The following is a 16,727-nucleotide window of genomic DNA, read 5'->3' as shown; positions in this document are numbered from 1 at the left end:
GGCTGTTGTGAGTTTATAGCTACTTATCAGCACAATAGCTGTTATTTTGTAGTTGTAAATTCTGTACAATTTTGAAATTCTTATACCATTTATTTATTGCAGTTTATCCAATAGTTGCTCGTTTATTAAGCTTTAGTAACGAAAAAGCAAAGCTGTGGATAAAAGGCAGGCAATCCATTTTTAATGAATTAGAAAAAGCATTTGCCAATAATACCGCCAAGGTAGTTTGGATGCATTGTGCGTCTTTAGGCGAATTTGAGCAAGGATTGCCTATTGTAGAACAACTAAAATTACAACAACCTGATACCAAATTTTTGATCACGTTTTTTTCACCATCTGGTTATGAGATACGTAAAAATTACCAAGGTGCAGATTGGATATTTTATTTGCCAATGGATAGCGCTAAAAATGCTAAGCGCTTTTACGATATTGTAAAGCCCTCATTGGTATTATTTGTAAAATATGAGTTTTGGTTTTATTACTTGCAAGAAGCCAAACAACGTCAAATTCCTTTGTTGCTAGTATCAGGTATTTTTAGAGATGACCAAGTTTTCTTTAAATGGTACGGTGGTTTTTACAGAAAAATGGTACAAAGTTTTAGCTATTGTTTTGTGCAAAATCAAGCTTCGGCTGATTTATTAACCAGCATTGGTGTCATAAATGTTAGCGTCAGTGGTGATACTCGTTTTGACCGTGTAAAAGAAATAGCTGCCCGTTTTTCGCCCATTAAAATTGTAGAGGATTTTATTGGTAACGAGCCTGTAATTGTAGCTGGCAGTACCTGGCTAGAAGATGATAAAGAGTTACAGCATTATGCCAAGAAACATCCACATATCAGGTTCATTATTGCACCACACGATATTCAACAAAGTAGGATAGATGAATGCGTAGGTTTGTATAAAAACGTGGTGTTGTATAGTGATTTAGCCAATATTCAATGGTCAACAGTCAATGGTGAAACAACTAGCAATCAGCAACAAGTAGCCAGTAACATTCTTCTCATCAACAACATCGGCTTGCTCAGCAAACTCTACCATTACGCTACTATTTGTTTTGTAGGTGGTGGTTTTGGTGATGAAGGTATTCACAATGTGTTAGAGGCAGCTGTGTATGGCAAACCTGTCGTATTTGGTCCCGTGTACGATAAATACATTGAAGCAGAAGAGTTGATAGATGCAGGTGGTGGCTTTACAGTAGATAATGCACTAGAACTAGAAGCCTTATTCAATGAGTTACTAGCAGATAAAACAGCTTATGATAAGGCATGTGTTGATGCAGGTAATTATGTTGCTAGTAAAGTGGGCGCAACAGATGAAATTGTTGGGTATATTACTTCTATTCTTTAGAAAGTAATTTACAAGCTGTGTGGATTTATGCATGTTAATCCAACAATATGTTTGAAATCATTGGTATTCCTGCTTATCAAAACAAGATTGTGAGTTAAAGCAGTGGCAGCGATAATAGCATCTGGTGTTTTAATTTTATACAATTGCCTTAGTGTAATTGTAGCATTAATTACTGCTTCATCTAATGGATATTGCTTAGTGCTACCTATAAAAGGTTGTAACTGTAATAATTGATTTGGTGAGGCTTTATACCAACCTAATACTTCAATACGTGTAATTGTAGAAATTGATGGAATAATATCATCCATGAATGCTTCACCCGCTGGAGGTAAAATGTTGCCTAAATAATCAATAACAGCGTTTGTGTCTATTAAATACTGTCTTTCCATTCTTCTCTGCTTTTTGAAACTAAATCTTGTAATTCAGTTGCTTCAGCTTTACTCAATAACCCTTTATAGGCTGACATAGTAAGCGGTTTTGTAGCTTGTATATCTACCAATTCATCCACTTTGTACATCAAAACTTCTACTTGCTTGCCAATATAATCTTGTGGCACTTTTATAGAAATATTGCCATCTGTTGGCGTTACATGTGTTTTTATCATGTTTGTAAATTAGGTACTTGTGTTCACAAATGTACTTCTTTACTAGCTCATGTGCATATTAATTGATTGCCCCAAATCTGCGTTTTCTGCGAAATCTGCGAGCCACCCCACTACGAAAACCGTCTACTCACCAATTGATCAAACAATTTCACAGCAGGGCTACCTTCTTGCCAGCCAAGTTTTACTTTTAGTTCTCTTTGTATCCAAAATATCGCTTCAGGCAATATGCTAAACCCTTGAATGGTTTTCAAGCTGCGTTCATACATTGCTTCATCGCCTCTAAATAGCTCGTTGATAAATAAGTAGCGGTCGTTTACATTAATGGCTTTTTTCAAATCCTTAATTGGCGATTTTTCTAATACTGTCGCTACTTCTACTTGCTTTGCTTGCCATTTAGTATTTACATTTTCTTCCTCTGTCATCATTACATCGTTCAGTGCAAATACTTCTTTAGGCTCTTGAAACGCTACAGTAGGCAGGTTGGCAAATGCATCGTCAAAAAACTGATGGTGCTTAAAAGCTACCGCTTCTTCTTTAGCCACAATTTCTTCTTCGGCTATAAAATCCTCTGTATCTAATGGTTGTGGAATTTCTACAATTTTAGCTTCAACTGTTGGTGCAACATAGTCTTGCTGCTGCCTGTAAGGCATAGTTACAGCCACTTTGCCACTTGGTTGTTGCAAGTGTTTTGCCTGCAATTCTATCACTAGCATTTGTGCAGTTATAAGCAAACTATCGTTGCTAGCTTGTTGTTCAAGCTGTTCTTTCAATCTGTTAATAAGAAGATGTACCTTTTCCATAAGATGTGATATTTTTGGCGTTTTAAAGAAAGCAATCTATTTACTAACGTTTTTTACTACAATATATTTTACATGTTTATAGAACCTAGTTTAAGTGGCGAAAGAAGAGGCTGGATTGAAGTGATTTGTGGCAGTATGTTTAGCGGTAAAACCGAAGAACTCATTCGTCGATTGAAACGTGTAAAAATTGCCAACCTAAAGGTAGAAATTTTTAAACCCGCTATCGATATTCGTTACGATGAAACCAAAGTGGTAAGCCACGATGCCAATGCCATACAATCTACACCAATTGATAATTCACAAACCATTTTACTATTGGCGCAAGATGTAGATGTGGTAGGTATAGACGAGGCGCAATTTTTTGATGACCAGATTATGAATGTATGTCAAACCCTTGCGCTACGTGGCATTCGTGTAATTGTAGCAGGTTTAGATATGGATTACAAAGGTCAGCCTTTTGGTCAAATGCCTAACCTTTTGTCAATAGCCGATTACATTACCAAGCTACACGCTATTTGCGTAAAATGTGGGCATATCGCCAACGTGTCGTACCGCAAAACCGAAGAAGGCGGCCAAGTACTACTAGGCGAAAAAGATACCTACGAGCCTCGCTGTTGGAAATGTTTTGCCGAAGGCGAAGCCGCCAAGCAAGCTATCTAAGAAGCCTATAAGTTTTTCAAAATCTTTCTAAGGGTTAAATCCTTTTTTCTTTTGTAACCAGCGCTAGTACTGCTATTTAGCGCCTGTTGCGTCCTTGTACGTTCTGTTCGCTGCGCTACATTTTGTAAAGCAACACTTAACACGTAAGTCAACCTAAAAGACATTTCGCCTAATACCTATAGCAGTACTGTAGCATAATTATAACGAAGGATGAACGAAGGATGAGTATAGATAGAGCATAGAAATACATAGCCAAGCCTTTAGTTATCAGCTAGCTTTTTAGCCCCAATCCTCGGTTTTGCTCGTCATTTTTCTATTGCGATAACTTGTGTTAGCTATACATATTCACTTTTGCTGCATTTTTGCTGCTTCAACCATTGTTATGACAAGCGTAGATATCAACAAAAAGCTTACATCGCTTAACACCCTTATTCAAGAATTTGGCGTAAGCCAGTTTTCTAGCCGAGACATTTGGAACAGAAAAAAAGAAATAGACGAAAACTTAAAAGCTGCCCAATTTGAAAGCGTAGAAGATAAAGCCACCACATTGGCTGCCTTTGAACAATTAGTAAAAACCATTACCGAAAAAGAAGCCACTGTAGAAGCAGCCAATGAAGCGTTTACTCAAGAGGGCGAAGAGATGGTGGCAAAGCTAGCAGTAGCTGCTAACAACGTATTGGCACAAGACATCATTACTAAAGACGATTTTAAAAGCCTAAGAGAAATAGCCAACCAAACCTTCGAGTTTTTTAAACATCAACGTTGGGCTACTAAAGACCGCCGCACCACCGCTTGGGATACTTACAACCATATTAGAACTATTGTAAAAGATAAGGAAGATGAGTTATTTGCCCAAGAAAGAGAAATACGTTCAAAGCAACAAGCTCAATCCTTAGCTATAACCGAGAAATTGTGTGTGTGGTTGTAAATGCTTGTGCGCCTGCCACAGCCATTGAAGAACTGCAAGCTTATGTGGTAAAGTTTTATGCATTTTTACAAGAGCAAAATTTAGTTGCAGACGATGCAAAACCTTGGCATTTAATAGCCAAGCCAGAAGACAGTAAGTACAGCCTTCGTAGCCGTACCGAAACCTTAAACGATGTACGCAATTTTATCGGTACGTATAAAGATGTGTTGACTAGAGAACATAAAGGACAAGTGTTTGCAAATATTGATGCCATCAAAGAGGACTTAAATAAAGCTTGGGAAGAACACAAAGAGGCGCAACAAAAACGCCAAGAAGAATGGGAAATAAAGAAAAAAGAGCGTGATGAAAAACGTGAAGAATGGTCTAAAAAACAGCGTGAGTTTTTAGACATGCTAGAGAAAAGATTGGTTAATCAGCAAGATTATAAAGCCAAGCAAGAAAGTTATTTGCAAAACCAACAAGCATTTGCACAACGCTTTCAAGACCGTATTGCACAGCAAAAAGACTATATAGGCAAGCTAAAAGACCAATTGAAAGACTTAAATGAAAAGTTAGAAACCGCTTGGACAGATAGTTTTAAAACCAAAGTAGAAGCGTGGATAATTGAAAAAGAAGAGAAAATTGTAAGCGTAGAGAAAGATATTGAAGTACTTAAAACTAAGCTTGAAGACATTTCTAAAAACACAGAAGCACTACCACTTAAAATAGCTGACTTAGACGCATCAATTACAGAAATACAAAGCAAAATTGTAGAGGTGAAAGAGAAATTGGCTAATGATCTGGTGGTTGAGAAGGGCTAATTTTTTAAGAGTTTGCCAGCAACAAAGTCGCAAATGGTAATCTCATCATGTAAGTTGAGATATGCTATAACGTACTTTTTTTTATAACTCACACAATGATAACCTAAAGGCTGCCATCTTTTGTAGCTGCATAATTTGTGTGTAGCTGTATCAATTGCTATCTCATCAAAGTAGTCAAAAACGTCATCAACCAATTTTTTGGCTGTTTCGGGTAATCCTTTTGCTTCAATGTAAAAGGCTATCTCTGCAATTGAAGTTGCGGCTTCTTCAAGTACGGTTATTTTCCTTTTGCCCATGCATCAATTAATTTATGAGTATGTGATTTTGCAGCTTTTACAGAAAGCTTTTTTTGTGGGGTGCTTTTAGCTGCGGCTAATGATTGCAGTTCTTCAAATTTCTTTTGCTCTACTACAACATATTTTTTCTTTTCAATAGTAATCGTTTCCATAAAAACCTTTTAGTAAAAATAGTGATTTGTCTTAAAATTAATCTCTAAAACTGCAAATAAATTGGCTTAATCACATCTGCTTGTTTAAACTGAATAGCTAAGTAAATAGCTGCAAATAGATACACAATTTTAAGTGGTGTAGATAGCTTGGTTAAGAACTTTTGGTATTCTAATTCGGTAGGTGAAGTAATGCTATGTAGCAAAAAGCCAAGCCACAGCATGATAATGACATTGGCATAATTAGCCACTAATTGTGGTAAAACCGCAATACTAAAATGTGAAAAAATTTGGTTGATAAAAGTCCAACTATCAGTAAAAGAATCACACCTAAAAAATATCCAACCAAGGCATACAAAATGAAATGTTGCCATCACTTTTAGCATTTTGGTAAGGGCTGGTGAGTAAGGTACTTTAAATACAGGTAAGTCAACCAATATTCTATTAACGATCTTGGTGGTTTTAGGTGAATATGGAATGACTAAAAGCGGCTTTGCCTCGTAATCTTTTTGCAGCTTGTGTAGCGCCAAAGCCATGCCATGCAAAGCGCCCCAAGCAATAAAATTCCAACTTACACCATGCCAAAAACCACCAATAATCATGGTGATAAATAGGTTTCTATAAGTATTAAAATACCCACTACGGTTACCACCAAGTGGTATATAAATGTAGTCTCTTAGCCAGCTAGATAATGAGATATGCCACCTGCGCCAAAACTCAGTAATAGAACTACTTTGATAGGGCGATAAAAAGTTGAGATTGATTTCAAAGCCAATCCATTTGGCCATACCTCTTGCCATGTCAGAATAGCCCGAAAAATCGCAATAGATGACCATGGCATAAGCATAAACCGCAAGTAAACATTCAAGCCCAGTATGTGCTGCGGGATTATCAAAAATATACATCACATAGTTGGCATTAATATAATCGCTGATGACGACTTTTTTAATAATACCTGCTGTAATTAAGTACAAGCCTTGCCCTAATTGTTCATCGGTTACAAAGGGCTTTTTCTCTATTTGCGGTAAAAAATCAGCAGCACGAACTATTGGCCCCATCATTAATTTGGGAAAAAATGATAAGAAAAATAAGTAGTCTATAAACTTATCTACAGGCTTTATTTCTCGTTTGTAAACATCCACTGTGTAGCTCACATTTTCAAACGTATAAAACGAAATACCCACTGGTAATATTAACTTCAATGGATGCAACTGCTGTTGCGAAACATCATTGATAATGTCGATAAAGAAGTTGGTATATTTAAAGTAAAACAACAAACCCACGTTTAGTAAAATGCTCATTGTCATTAATACCTTGCGTGCATGCTTTGAGGTAGTTTCGTAAATGATTTTACTAATGTTAAAATCTACCACCGCAGCTAGTAAAATAAAGCCCACGTACCAACCACAGGTTTTGTAAAAAAAGTATAACGAAAACAGCGTTAAGAAATAAATTCTAGCGTTCTTAGTTTTTTGAAATAGTAAGTAAGCCGTTAAAAAGAAACCAAAGAAAATTAAGAAAAACGCACTATTAAATAATAGCGGGTCATTCTTGTCAAACGCAAGCTGATTAAGCAGTTTATGTACATCAATACGCATCATGTGGTTCGTTATTTTTTAGCGTATTGTTGGTAATATTTTTTCGATGCCATCAGTTTATTATAAAAAATGTCAGCTACTTTTTTTGCACCTCTATCATTCACATGAATATAATCTTTATAAGCCAAAGTCGGCTTGTCTTCTGCCCACTGTACCATCGTGTTTTCACCACCCATGGCACTGTATAAATCCCAAAAGGCCACTTTGTTATTAGTTGCAATTTTTTGTTGTGTAGCCACCATAAAAGGCACTGCTTTATCGGTGCTATACTTGCCATTGTAGCGGTAAGCAACATCGCTTGTACTTATCAAAAGTATGGGTGTGTTCGGTAAGTTTTGCTTAATCGTTTGTATCAGCCTGTTCATGCTATTTTCAAACCAAGGAAAACGTTCTTTATCATGTTCTATAGCATTAAGGCCGTAGTGTAAAATAATTAAATCGTATTGCAGATGTTTATTAAAAGCTTGCCAGGTTTCTTTGGTAATTAGGTTGGTCAATAAGCTACTATTGCCACGGTAAGCATAGTTATCTAAATATACACCTTCACTGTTGTCTATACTTATACCATAAACAGGTAGCTTGTTATCAGATGCAGAGATGCGTACATCGGTTACAGGTGTATTAGCAGCATTAATATAGGTTTCATTTACAAGCTCAGTGTTGCTTACGTTTATTGTGGCTGCTTTACCATCTTTTGCTATAAAAATGGTAGGGGCTTTATTGGTAGCATGTAAGCCTGTATACAATTTTATATCGTAAAATGGCACTTTATTTTTAGCAACATAAGCGGTGGTAACATTACCCAACGGATAAAAAATATGACCAGTAAACCCTAGTGCTAGCTTGTAAGGATTACTTTTAAAATGATAGTCTTGCCAAAAGCCTTTTGTAGTAAAATTGATGCTATGGTATTGTGCACTTACTACAGATTGCATAGGCAAAAAGCCAATGCCACTACCACCAAATTGTGTTTGTAAATGGGTGCGTAAGTCGGCCGTAATATTATCAGATTCAATAAATGAGTCACCAAAATAAGCAATGTGTACTTTTTTGTTCTTGGGTTTTGCTTGATCTAGTTTATTGAAAAAGGTGAGTAAACTTGTAAGTGAATCGGTACTATAATCAGCTATTAACGCAGTATCTAATTTTTTGGCGGTAGCTGTAGTTTTAGCTGTATCTACAATAGTTGGTGTAACTTTTTTTGTGGTATCTTTTTTTAAATCTGATAGAATGTCTACGCTTTTGTAACTGTTTAAATATTTAATGTTTGGCAATTTAATAATAGACAAAACCAGCAATATCAATGTAACCGAGCTAACAATTATTACAGGTTCTTTAATTCTATTCTTCATTGCACTTTAACAGTTAAGCGAGCCTCTTATTTTGATGTTTTTTAGTTGTTTGGCGTAATTAAATTTTTTGCTGCCAGCAAAGTTTTTCTTTTGCAAAAATTGGTAATAATCTTCTTCACCATGATAATATTTGTCTTGCCATTTTTTATAAAAATCTATGCAGGTTTTCCACGATTTAAATTTTAAATAACCTTTCGAGCGCCTAAACCCAAATAGGTTATTTTTTGCTTTAAAAATATTCGATTTAAAGTGCCCCGTTTCGTAAATAGCTTGTTTTAGTACCACTTCTGAGTGCTGTATACCAATGCTATTCATGTAGCAGTAAACATCATTTTCGGTAACTGCAAATATTGGCGAGTAAATGCAAATACCAATGAGCACTAGAAATATAATTTTCATGGGTAGCAATTGTTTGGTTTATTAAATGTAGGTAAAAAAGTGACTTTATGATAAGCCAGTTTTCTTATTTCGACCACTTAAAAGCCAAATGTGTTTTATTGGTGTAAAACATTTATGCAACGATTCGTTTGCGGCTAAAAATGGTACACCAAATTATTGCTAAGCGTGTAGTAGAAATTCATAATTGGCACCACAGGTTGTGCATCATAAGTACCTGTGTATTTTAGGCTTAAGCCAAAATGTTTGGTAGCATCAATATCTAAACTAAATACGGTAGCTACCCTTGGTTTAAAAAAATTACTAAATCTTGCTTGGTAAAAAATGGCAAAAGTTAATCTGCTTATTGGCGAAATATTGCCATCCCATTTGATGTAGTTATTGCTTTTAAGCCTATTGTTAATGATGTCTGCTGTATTACTTGGTAGTTTATTGCTATCTACGGCATCATAATCCCATGTTTCTCGTTCATACATTACACCTGTTGCAAAAGTCATTTCCCAGCTGCGCTTATGCCAAAAGTTGTAACGCAAATTTTCACCTAACAAAAACCTATTGCGTAACCCAATTTTAGAATCCCAACCAAACTGCGTGTAATTTTCTATGTGCAGTTGATTCTTGTAATGATGTCGCCATCTCAAATGAAAATAGCCAGTATTTAAAAAATCCTGTGGACCATTGTATGTAAACCTGTTGCTTGCAGAAAATATCAATAGTTCTCTTTGTTTTTGTAACGATATATCTAGAAAATTGCTTGCATCATATAAGGTGCTTTTTTGTTTATCAATTTCTAAACCCGCAGCAATATTACCGTTCCATTTTGCCTTTTTATAGTAAGGTAATGTGTCTATTTTATCAATATTAATAATTTGCGAAGAAGCTTCGTTAGCCATTAAAATACAAGCGATATACGTAAGCCATCGAGGTACTTTCTTCATAAATTAATTTGTAGCAATAAAAATACAGTAATTGTATATTCTCAGTTTATTTTTGCTTTATTCATGCAACAAAAAGTCTCACATCCAATTATTGCCCTTTTACGTAAAGATATTCTGCTAGAAACTAGGCAGCAATACACTTTGTATGGCATTTTGCTTTACGTAATTTCTACCATATTTGTCATTTATCAATCTATGGGGCAGCCAGAAGATAAAGTTTGGGACGGCCTTTTTTGGATTACGCAGTTGTTTGTGTGTGTAAATGCGGTAGCCAAAAGTTTTTTACAAGACAATAAAGGACGCCTTTTGTATTTCTACACCATTGCTAGCGCTAAAGATTTTATCATCAGTAAAATATTGTTCAATCTGTTGCTCATGGTATTGATGAGCTTGCTCAGTCTTGCCATGTTTACGTTATTATTAGGCAATCCGCTTACCAATTATTTGCAGTTTGTAGGCATTACTATTTTAGGTGGCGTCAGTATTAGTTTGGTATTCACTTTTTTAGCGGCCATAGCTGGCAAAGCACAGCAATCAGCTGCATTAATGGCTATTATGGGCTTTCCAATTATTATTCCTCAAATACTCTTACTCATGAAAATTACAACCACAGCTTTCAGTGCTGTGGTGTTAGAAGGGTGGTGGTTTCTAGTATTTTCTTTAATGGGTTTAGATGTATTGGTAATAGGCCTAGCAGTAATTCTATTTCCTTTTTTATGGAAAGATTAATGTTTTGGTAATCGCTCTATTGCCTTTACCAGTACAGTATTATCTATTGTTTGATAAGTGATAGCATCTTTTTGTGCATCAATGATAATAGCATCTGTAGGCGTGTTAGCTGCATTAATTAGTGTGGCAATAATTTCGTCCAATACTCTTCTGTCTAATGTTTTTTTGTCTAATGCTTCTTTAGCATAAAATAAGCCGTAGGCATTGGTAAATTGATAGCCACTTATTAGTGCAATGGCTTCTTTACTTTTTAACTGTAAAGCTTGCCAGCCTTGCTTTTCTAAAGCTTCAGCAGCTGTCATTAATATACCTTGGTAATGCACTTTACCCAAGCCAATTAAAGGCAAGCTTAGTTGACTTAAAATCGCAGCATCATTAAAGTTGCCATCGCTATAAAGTACTGGTAGCATATCGTTGTTATACATTTCCATCAGGCGTTTTACAGTTTCTATATCTATACCAGATTTGCCATAGCTAAGGCTTTTTATTTTTAGCATCAGCGTAAGCTTTACTATTGGTGTAGGTAGTATTGCACCTTCGGTAAATGCATTTCGCACAAGTATTTCTTGCTGAATATTTACTATAGCGCTTGCTTCTATGGCTTTGCCATCTATCGCATTGATATTGTCTAATAAAGCACCTTCAGCTATTTTTTTATCTAGATAATCTCTACCTATTAATATCTGTTCATGTGCGTCAAACGTAATAGAAACAAGCTGTTCGTAGTCAAGCAGATTAATTATTTGGTCAAAGAAAAGTGGTTTTCTATCAAGTGGTAGGTAATTATAGCTCATCAAAAAGGCGATTTAACACTAAAAATACAAGGTTTATTACAGAATTAAATTGAGAAACTTGTTTTGCGAATAATTTTCCCCTTAAATTTGCCATCCAAAATAAATGACTCGGTAGCTCAGCTGGATAGAGCTACAGCCTTCTAAGCTGTAGGTCATTGGTTCGAATCCAATCCGGGTCACTTATAATAAGCATAAAGCCTTGTAAATCAATTGATTACAAGGCTTTTTTATTTTTGGGGTAAACATGGGGTAAACAAATTAATACTGCTTTTTAAGGAAGAAGTTTAACCACTTTTTCTAATTTAAGCCCCATGTATTCGCAAAATTCTTCAACTGTAACAAGCTGATGCGTTTCTTTAGATAGTTTCTTTTTAATGTGCTGAATAACACTTCTTCCATATCTCTCGCTTTTGCCAGTAACTACTTGCACATCTTTAGGATAAATACATATACGTTCCATTACTATAATTCAATTTAATGCTTGATTAATACACTATCCATGCTTCATCTATACACTATCTATGCTTTTGATATAGTGATGCCCTTACAAAAATACTAAAGAAATTGACAGGAAATAACTACAATAGTTGGCAAAATCGGCAGGAACGGCAAAGCCGCTTGCTGCTTTGATTTTAGTGGCTTACATGCTTTATAGCTTTGAGAAATGAAGCTGTTGCAACATACTATCCTTATTGGTTTAATGTGCCTTAACGGGGCTGTATTACATGCACAATACACTGCAACGGTGATACGTGTAATAGATGGTGATACTTACCAAATGCTAAGAGCTGGCAGGGTGTTTACGGTAAGGCTTGCCAATGTAGATGCACCAGAAAGCACACAGGCTTTTGGTGGCGAAGCCACGAAAAACGCCAATGCCTTGCTGCTTGGTAAAACTGTGTTGGTTGATAGCATCAGTAAAGACAGATACGGCAGAAGCATTGCAAGCATAAGTATTAATAACATGGCTTGGGATAGTTTGATGGTGAGCAATGGTTTGGCATGGCATTACAAAGCGTATAGCCATAACATGGCATTAGAGAATCTACAAGAAATAGCGATAAATAAGCGTAAAGGGCTGTGGCAATGCGGAAGCAATAAAGTATGCCCACCTTGGGTTTACAGGAATTTAAACGGCAAAAACAGGGCTATTTTTTGTAGTGCCTGTAACACAAAATAAGTAATTAAATAACCCCCATAAATTAAAAAAAGATGGCAAAGCAAAAAGGTATTTTAAAATTAGATGGCACTATTGGTGGCATTACTTTTTACAAGAGTCAAGATGGCTATTTAGCAAGAGAAAAAGGCGGTGTAAGTGCCGACCGTATTGCTAATGACCCAAAGTTTCAACGTACTAGAGAAAATGGTAATGAGTTTGGTGCTGCGGGCAAAGCAGGTAAGGTATTGCGTAATTCATTGCGTGTGATATTGCAGAATAGCAATGATAACCGTATGGTGAGCCGCTTAACGCAAAAAATGGTTGAAGTAATACAAGCAGATATTACCAGTGTACGTGGGCAAAGAAATGTAATTGATGGCGAAGCCGAATTATTGGAAGGCTTTGAGTTTAACATCAATGCCAAACTTGGTAATACTATGTATGCACCATATACACCAAGTATTGACCGCATTACAGGTGCTTTAAAAGTAACTGTGCCAAGTTTTATACCTGCTGATTTGGTGGCTGCACCTGGTGGTACAACCCATTTTAGATTGGTAGCAAGTGGTGCAAGTATTGACTTTGAAAATGAAGTGTTTGAAGCCGTATCAAGCAATACCGCAATATTGCCTTGGGATGAAACCGCAACTACTGCAAATGTTTTAAACACTGCACTAGCACCTAATAGCACACACCCTTTGTTTTTGGTGTTTGGTGTAGAGTTTTACCAAGATGTAAACGGTGTGAAATACCCTTTAAAAAATGGCTCTTACAATGCTTTATCAATTGTAAAAGTTGATGGGGTGTAGTTGTGAGGAAAGACGACCGTCAACCGACCACAGACGACCGTAAGGAAGGCAAAGAGGTAGGAAGTTTAAATTTGAATAGTGAAATGTGAGACTGATAGATGATTGTAAAAGCCTTCTCGTAAGAGAGGGCTTTTTTATTGCCTGTGTTTCAAACAAAGGAAAATCCTTTGGATTTTTTTATTGGATAGGTTGAAGTTTCGTTTAATCCAAAATCCCTTAATAAAAATCTTAGCGACTAGCCATTAGTGGCATGGCTTAACACCAAAAAGCAACGCAATAAATGATGGCTTTTGTGTGTTGGGTTTTGTGTTTATGGCGGAATTTTTTGGTGGGCTTTGTGCGGTGGGATGCCACAATACTTTCGCTTTAGCATTTTTATTAAAAGATGGGAACGTGTTGCTTGAAAGTAGATGATTATTGCTACTGGGCAGATGCCTATTGGGCAGCACCTTTGGCGGCATGAATCAAACCACAACCCAAAGTTTAGAAATGTTATAAAGCTCTATTTTGTGCTTGACTGTACAAAAGTTCATCTGTGTTAAATGCCGGTGCAGTGCTGACCTAAGGTAACTGCATATTACACTGTCAACACCCCCGACCCACGACGCTGCCGCCTTGATGGCTTTGCCATGCTGGCAGCGGAAATGTTACAAGCGTGGGCGGGGGAAAGGAAATGCTGCTGCTATATTGAAAAACTGAACGCTGCATGACAGGGGGTGGGGCAAACCAATGAAAAACAACAATAGACCCTGCTGCGTACCTTATTGGCTTTATTCCTCAGTAGATATGCTGTTATGTGCTGGGCTTTGTTTTGTGGCTGCTGTGAAGCGTGGGCAAGATGCCTGACAGTTATGCCCCTAGCCCCTAAAGGGGAATAATAGAAGAAACTGTGTGGCATGCGTGTTGGCGGTTGTTGTAAAAATAAGGGGCTGTGCTGTGGGTTTTGCAGCTTGGCAGCCTGTTATTTTTATTGTTCTGTGTAGATGTGATTAATTTAAAAATATAAACCAATTATCTAAATTGCTGACTTCTAACTTTTGCGACTTTAATACTATTAGGATGGAATATCAATTTTTCAAGTGAGGTTTTATGGTCCATAAAGAGGACAAAATTTTCTTTTGAAGGATTTTTAGAAGAGGGATAAATAATACCATCTGCATTTAATTCTGGATTGTATCTAATATATTCAGTTACAATTTGTGTTGGGATATAATCAATTATAGTATCAATACTGATAATTGGTTTTGAAATATCTGATATAAACCCTTTTAAGAAAAAAAGTGTGTCGATATACTTATTCTTCACTTTATCAAAAATACTTGGAATAGGTGGAAGATTAGTAAAATCTACCAAGTTAAGATTTACTTTAGGTGTGAAGTATGCAGTTGTATAAAAAGGCTTCTCTTCATTATCTGCATTTACTGCTTCGAAAATACAAGTTTTCTTACTAGGGCTGCCATAAAACATGGATATACCAGCAGGGCTCATTCGATTATTATGTTTACAGAAATGAGTAGGACTTGAAGCAATCCTTGCACCATCTACTCCAACACTGTCAAGCTTATCGTGTTGTGTACAACGATAAATTTTGTCAGTAGTTTTAATAGTTCTAAATAAATTCAAATCTAAAATTGAAGATTGAACCTTCGAAAGTATAGAGGATGGTTTGAAGTAGTTATAATTATCAAAAGCGTTATCGTAATAAAATACAAACCTCGCCTTATGTTTTACTATTTCTTTAAAAAAATCCCATAAACTAGTTAAATAATCAGATTCACTACCAAATTCATCCTTTTGACAATAAATAATTTCTGAATTTTCTAGGTATTTATAAATAACATCAAGTAGTTTATTATCAATGTGCAATTCTAAAAAATCTTCATAAAAAACATCGTAAAAATCTTTTGTATCTCCAATAAAGCCATGCTGACCTTCTTTATCTCGCCACCTGCTTTCTACAGCATCTTCAAACACACATTCAATACCTAGTACAATCAGTTTCAATACCTCTGAAAGTGATATAACTTTCATCAATCTATCACAAAATTCACATCGACCTCTTTTGCCATTTGCAAGGATGAATTTTTGAATGAGGGGTTGATTTATATGGTGACTACAAATCAATTCAGGTGCATCAAAATTATATACAGAATAATCCACATCATTGCCAAATTTTTTCATGCGAAATAGATATTAAGAATTATATCATTATGCTAAGCCATTAATAAAAGTATCAATAAATTTCATCACTTTATCTATAATTCTTTCGGTTAGTTTTTTGCGTTCTAGTAGTTTGGGTTTTGTTTCGAGCATGTTTACAATATCATCTGGCAAAGGTTTACGTTCTGTAAATAAATAGTCGCCTATTACAGTATTTAGTTTTGTGGGATCTAATTTTTCTTCTTTGCACAACTCATTAAATGCAGCTTGTTTTTCGGCTTCTAAAAATGTGTTGAAGGCTTCTGGTATTTCTTCTGCATCATTGATTTGGGGTAAGTTCTCTTCTATGAATTTTTCAATTAATTCTTTCTTAGAACGTAATTGTAATTCGCCTGTGAGCAAGTCAATAATTTGCTTACGTTGCTTTTCTTGCTCTTCTTTTGTACCGCCTTTTAAGTTTGCCAATAGCTTTAGAATATAGGCCACATTTATTTCGTCACGGTGAATGAGTTCTAACTCAAAATCTACATCGTTTAAGATGGATGCTTTTTCTTTTGTGCCTGTATTTTTTGTGCTGTCGTATAAGTCTAAATATTTACTGCGATAGTCTGCAAAATCCTGTTCAGGCATTTCTACTTTATCAAAAGTAAAATCGGCAAATGTGGTTAGGACATTTTTGAGCCTCATTAACTCTCTAAAGGCTTTTATGAACTCTAGCTGTTCATTTTCGTCTTTTAAATCATCAACACTATTTACAGTTGGTGCTATATTTTTTAATTGTTGAAAGGCTTTATTGAATTGCTCAATATAATCTTCTACTGGTTGCATGATTATAACATCTATTGCTTCTTTGTTTGAAAACAAAGTAATTGCATCATCTGTAGCAGATTTTAGGTTGCGAAAGCAAACGATATTGCCTTGTGATTTTTGTTCGTTTAAAATACGATTGGTACGTGAGAATGCTTGAATCAAACCATGATACTTCAAGTTTTTATCTACATACATGGTATTAAGCTTCTTGGCATCAAAGCCTGTAAGAAACATGTTTACTACTAATAAAATATCTAGTCTATCATCTTCTTTAGCTGTTGCTTTTTCTCTTTCTTTTACTCTTTTTGCAATGTCTTTATAATAATTAACGCAAGTTGCTAGTTATAAAATAAGTGAGCATCGAAAAGAGTTTAAAAGTTACCACACTCATCAAACTCA

Annotated in this window: 20 protein-coding genes, 1 tRNA gene and 1 pseudogene; 8 read left to right on the top strand and 14 right to left on the bottom strand. The window is 35.7% G+C overall.

Annotation, left to right across the window (positions count from 1 at the left end):
- Positions 1-71: 71 nt before the first annotated feature.
- Positions 72-1,346 carry a 3-deoxy-D-manno-octulosonic acid transferase gene (locus tag ACT9TX_RS05635; RefSeq protein WP_481337256.1) on the top strand — a complete coding sequence of 425 codons (1,275 nt, stop codon included), beginning with the start codon at positions 72-74 and terminating at the stop codon, positions 1,344-1,346.
- 8 nt (positions 1,347-1,354) lie between these two features.
- Here ACT9TX_RS05635 and ACT9TX_RS05630 read toward each other — a convergent pair whose 3' ends face one another.
- The 3 genes from ACT9TX_RS05630 to ACT9TX_RS05620 all read right to left on the bottom strand — a co-directional run bounded on the left by ACT9TX_RS05630 (position 1,355) and on the right by ACT9TX_RS05620 (position 2,750).
- Positions 1,355-1,735 (bottom strand): type II toxin-antitoxin system VapC family toxin, encoded by a 381-nt coding sequence (locus ACT9TX_RS05630; protein ID WP_481337255.1) that lies wholly within the window; start codon positions 1,733-1,735, stop codon positions 1,355-1,357.
- Positions 1,717-1,950, bottom strand: a complete 234-nt coding sequence (locus ACT9TX_RS05625; protein ID WP_481337254.1) for a hypothetical protein — start codon at positions 1,948-1,950, stop codon at positions 1,717-1,719. The genes ACT9TX_RS05630 and ACT9TX_RS05625 overlap by 19 nt, the downstream gene beginning before the upstream one ends.
- Positions 1,951-2,060: 110 nt before the next feature.
- Entirely contained in the window at positions 2,061-2,750 is a 690-nt protein-coding gene (locus tag ACT9TX_RS05620) for a hypothetical protein (RefSeq protein WP_481337253.1), read from the bottom strand.
- A 72-nt stretch (positions 2,751-2,822) separates the two neighbouring features.
- Here ACT9TX_RS05620 and ACT9TX_RS05615 point away from each other — a divergent pair, with 72 nt between their 5' ends.
- From ACT9TX_RS05615 to ACT9TX_RS05605, 3 genes are all read left to right on the top strand, one after another.
- Entirely contained in the window at positions 2,823-3,410 is a 588-nt protein-coding gene (locus tag ACT9TX_RS05615; protein WP_481337252.1) for a thymidine kinase, read from the top strand.
- Between the two features lie 382 nt (positions 3,411-3,792).
- Positions 3,793-4,338 carry a hypothetical protein gene (locus tag ACT9TX_RS05610; RefSeq protein ID WP_481337251.1) on the top strand — a complete coding sequence of 182 codons (546 nt, stop codon included), beginning with the start codon at positions 3,793-3,795 and terminating at the stop codon, positions 4,336-4,338.
- Complete coding sequence (locus ACT9TX_RS05605) at positions 4,323-5,138, top strand: hypothetical protein (protein WP_481337250.1); 816 nt, start codon at positions 4,323-4,325, stop codon at positions 5,136-5,138. The genes ACT9TX_RS05610 and ACT9TX_RS05605 overlap by 16 nt, the downstream gene beginning before the upstream one ends.
- Here the strand turns inward: ACT9TX_RS05605 and ACT9TX_RS05600 are convergent.
- The 6 genes from ACT9TX_RS05600 to ACT9TX_RS05575 all read right to left on the bottom strand — a co-directional run bounded on the left by ACT9TX_RS05600 (position 5,135) and on the right by ACT9TX_RS05575 (position 9,867).
- On the bottom strand, positions 5,135-5,434 hold the full coding sequence (locus tag ACT9TX_RS05600) for a type II toxin-antitoxin system RelE/ParE family toxin (RefSeq protein WP_481337249.1): 300 nt from the start codon (positions 5,432-5,434) through the stop codon (positions 5,135-5,137). The genes ACT9TX_RS05605 and ACT9TX_RS05600 overlap by 4 nt on opposite strands.
- Positions 5,416-5,586, bottom strand: coding sequence for a hypothetical protein (locus ACT9TX_RS05595; RefSeq protein ID WP_481337248.1), 171 nt, complete (start codon positions 5,584-5,586; stop codon positions 5,416-5,418). Before ACT9TX_RS05595 ends, ACT9TX_RS05600 begins: the two co-directional genes overlap by 19 nt.
- A gap of 44 nt (positions 5,587-5,630) precedes the next feature.
- A complete protein-coding gene (locus ACT9TX_RS05590) occupies positions 5,631-7,184 on the bottom strand; it encodes an MBOAT family O-acyltransferase (RefSeq protein WP_481337247.1) in 1,554 nt (517 codons plus the stop codon).
- 8 nt (positions 7,185-7,192) lie between these two features.
- Positions 7,193-8,533 carry a GDSL-type esterase/lipase family protein gene (locus ACT9TX_RS05585; RefSeq protein ID WP_481337246.1) on the bottom strand — a complete coding sequence of 447 codons (1,341 nt, stop codon included), beginning with the start codon at positions 8,531-8,533 and terminating at the stop codon, positions 7,193-7,195.
- A gap of 6 nt (positions 8,534-8,539) precedes the next feature.
- Positions 8,540-8,932 (bottom strand): glucosaminidase domain-containing protein, encoded by a 393-nt coding sequence (locus tag ACT9TX_RS05580; protein ID WP_481337245.1) that lies wholly within the window; start codon positions 8,930-8,932, stop codon positions 8,540-8,542.
- A 134-nt stretch (positions 8,933-9,066) separates the two neighbouring features.
- On the bottom strand, positions 9,067-9,867 hold the full coding sequence (locus ACT9TX_RS05575) for a hypothetical protein (protein ID WP_481337244.1): 801 nt from the start codon (positions 9,865-9,867) through the stop codon (positions 9,067-9,069).
- Positions 9,868-9,930: 63 nt separating this feature from the next.
- Between ACT9TX_RS05575 and ACT9TX_RS05570 the strand changes: the two genes are divergently transcribed.
- The gene (locus ACT9TX_RS05570) at positions 9,931-10,596 is read left to right on the top strand and encodes a heme exporter protein CcmB (RefSeq protein WP_481337243.1); all 666 of its coding nucleotides are present in this window, start codon (positions 9,931-9,933) and stop codon (positions 10,594-10,596) included.
- On the opposite strand, the gene ACT9TX_RS05565 is transcribed toward ACT9TX_RS05570, so the two are convergent.
- The gene (locus ACT9TX_RS05565) at positions 10,593-11,390 is read right to left on the bottom strand and encodes an aromatic amino acid lyase (RefSeq protein ID WP_481337242.1); all 798 of its coding nucleotides are present in this window, start codon (positions 11,388-11,390) and stop codon (positions 10,593-10,595) included. The two genes, ACT9TX_RS05570 and ACT9TX_RS05565, sit on opposite strands and share 4 nt — an antisense overlap.
- A gap of 105 nt (positions 11,391-11,495) precedes the next feature.
- Here ACT9TX_RS05565 and ACT9TX_RS05560 point away from each other — a divergent pair.
- Positions 11,496-11,569 (top strand) — tRNA-Arg (locus ACT9TX_RS05560).
- Between the two features lie 92 nt (positions 11,570-11,661).
- On the opposite strand, the gene ACT9TX_RS05555 is transcribed toward ACT9TX_RS05560, so the two are convergent.
- Complete coding sequence (locus tag ACT9TX_RS05555; RefSeq protein WP_481337241.1) at positions 11,662-11,850, bottom strand: hypothetical protein; 189 nt, start codon at positions 11,848-11,850, stop codon at positions 11,662-11,664.
- Positions 11,851-12,054: 204 nt separating this feature from the next.
- Here ACT9TX_RS05555 and ACT9TX_RS05550 point away from each other — a divergent pair, with 204 nt between their 5' ends.
- Together ACT9TX_RS05550 and ACT9TX_RS05545 are read left to right on the top strand one after the other, a co-directional pair.
- Entirely contained in the window at positions 12,055-12,570 is a 516-nt protein-coding gene (locus tag ACT9TX_RS05550) for a thermonuclease family protein (RefSeq protein ID WP_481337240.1), read from the top strand.
- A 32-nt stretch (positions 12,571-12,602) separates the two neighbouring features.
- Positions 12,603-13,358 carry a hypothetical protein gene (locus ACT9TX_RS05545; RefSeq protein ID WP_481337239.1) on the top strand — a complete coding sequence of 252 codons (756 nt, stop codon included), beginning with the start codon at positions 12,603-12,605 and terminating at the stop codon, positions 13,356-13,358.
- A gap of 1,011 nt (positions 13,359-14,369) precedes the next feature.
- Here the strand turns inward: ACT9TX_RS05545 and ACT9TX_RS05540 are convergent.
- The 3 genes and pseudogenes from ACT9TX_RS05540 to ACT9TX_RS05530 form a co-directional block, all read right to left on the bottom strand.
- Positions 14,370-15,539, bottom strand: a complete 1,170-nt coding sequence (locus tag ACT9TX_RS05540; RefSeq protein ID WP_481337238.1) for a HEPN-associated N-terminal domain-containing protein — start codon at positions 15,537-15,539, stop codon at positions 14,370-14,372.
- 27 nt (positions 15,540-15,566) lie between these two features.
- A complete protein-coding gene (locus ACT9TX_RS05535; protein WP_481337378.1) occupies positions 15,567-16,346 on the bottom strand; it encodes a type I restriction endonuclease subunit R, EcoR124 family in 780 nt (259 codons plus the stop codon).
- A gap of 78 nt (positions 16,347-16,424) precedes the next feature.
- Positions 16,425-16,649 (bottom strand): annotated as a pseudogene (locus tag ACT9TX_RS05530) (type I restriction enzyme subunit R domain-containing protein); the annotation flags it as partial.
- Between the last annotated feature and the right edge of the window lie 78 nt (positions 16,650-16,727).

It is taken from the genome of Parasediminibacterium sp. HNIBRBA5674 (assembly GCF_056745525.1).
Note: the sequence above shows the minus strand (reverse complement) of the source record. Positions and strands in the feature narration are given on the sequence as shown.

Coding starts and splice junctions, on each gene's coding strand:
- ACT9TX_RS05595 (WP_481337248.1), bottom strand. CDS start 5,586: ATGGAAACGATTACTATTGAAAAGAAAAAATATGTTGTAGTAGAGCAA.
- ACT9TX_RS05545 (WP_481337239.1), top strand. CDS start 12,603: ATGGCAAAGCAAAAAGGTATTTTAAAATTAGATGGCACTATTGGTGGC.
- ACT9TX_RS05625 (WP_481337254.1), bottom strand. CDS start 1,950: ATGATAAAAACACATGTAACGCCAACAGATGGCAATATTTCTATAAAA.
- ACT9TX_RS05610 (WP_481337251.1), top strand. CDS start 3,793: ATGACAAGCGTAGATATCAACAAAAAGCTTACATCGCTTAACACCCTT.
- ACT9TX_RS05580 (WP_481337245.1), bottom strand. CDS start 8,932: ATGAAAATTATATTTCTAGTGCTCATTGGTATTTGCATTTACTCGCCA.
- ACT9TX_RS05550 (WP_481337240.1), top strand. CDS start 12,055: ATGAAGCTGTTGCAACATACTATCCTTATTGGTTTAATGTGCCTTAAC.
- ACT9TX_RS05575 (WP_481337244.1), bottom strand. CDS start 9,867: ATGAAGAAAGTACCTCGATGGCTTACGTATATCGCTTGTATTTTAATG.
- ACT9TX_RS05535 (WP_481337378.1), bottom strand. CDS start 16,346: ATGCAACCAGTAGAAGATTATATTGAGCAATTCAATAAAGCCTTTCAA.
- ACT9TX_RS05555 (WP_481337241.1), bottom strand. CDS start 11,850: ATGGAACGTATATGTATTTATCCTAAAGATGTGCAAGTAGTTACTGGC.
- ACT9TX_RS05590 (WP_481337247.1), bottom strand. CDS start 7,184: ATGATGCGTATTGATGTACATAAACTGCTTAATCAGCTTGCGTTTGAC.
- ACT9TX_RS05565 (WP_481337242.1), bottom strand. CDS start 11,390: ATGAGCTATAATTACCTACCACTTGATAGAAAACCACTTTTCTTTGAC.
- ACT9TX_RS05540 (WP_481337238.1), bottom strand. CDS start 15,539: ATGAAAAAATTTGGCAATGATGTGGATTATTCTGTATATAATTTTGAT.
- ACT9TX_RS05570 (WP_481337243.1), top strand. CDS start 9,931: ATGCAACAAAAAGTCTCACATCCAATTATTGCCCTTTTACGTAAAGAT.
- ACT9TX_RS05615 (WP_481337252.1), top strand. CDS start 2,823: ATGTTTATAGAACCTAGTTTAAGTGGCGAAAGAAGAGGCTGGATTGAA.
- ACT9TX_RS05600 (WP_481337249.1), bottom strand. CDS start 5,434: ATGGGCAAAAGGAAAATAACCGTACTTGAAGAAGCCGCAACTTCAATT.
- ACT9TX_RS05585 (WP_481337246.1), bottom strand. CDS start 8,533: ATGAAGAATAGAATTAAAGAACCTGTAATAATTGTTAGCTCGGTTACA.
- ACT9TX_RS05620 (WP_481337253.1), bottom strand. CDS start 2,750: ATGGAAAAGGTACATCTTCTTATTAACAGATTGAAAGAACAGCTTGAA.
- ACT9TX_RS05630 (WP_481337255.1), bottom strand. CDS start 1,735: ATGGAAAGACAGTATTTAATAGACACAAACGCTGTTATTGATTATTTA.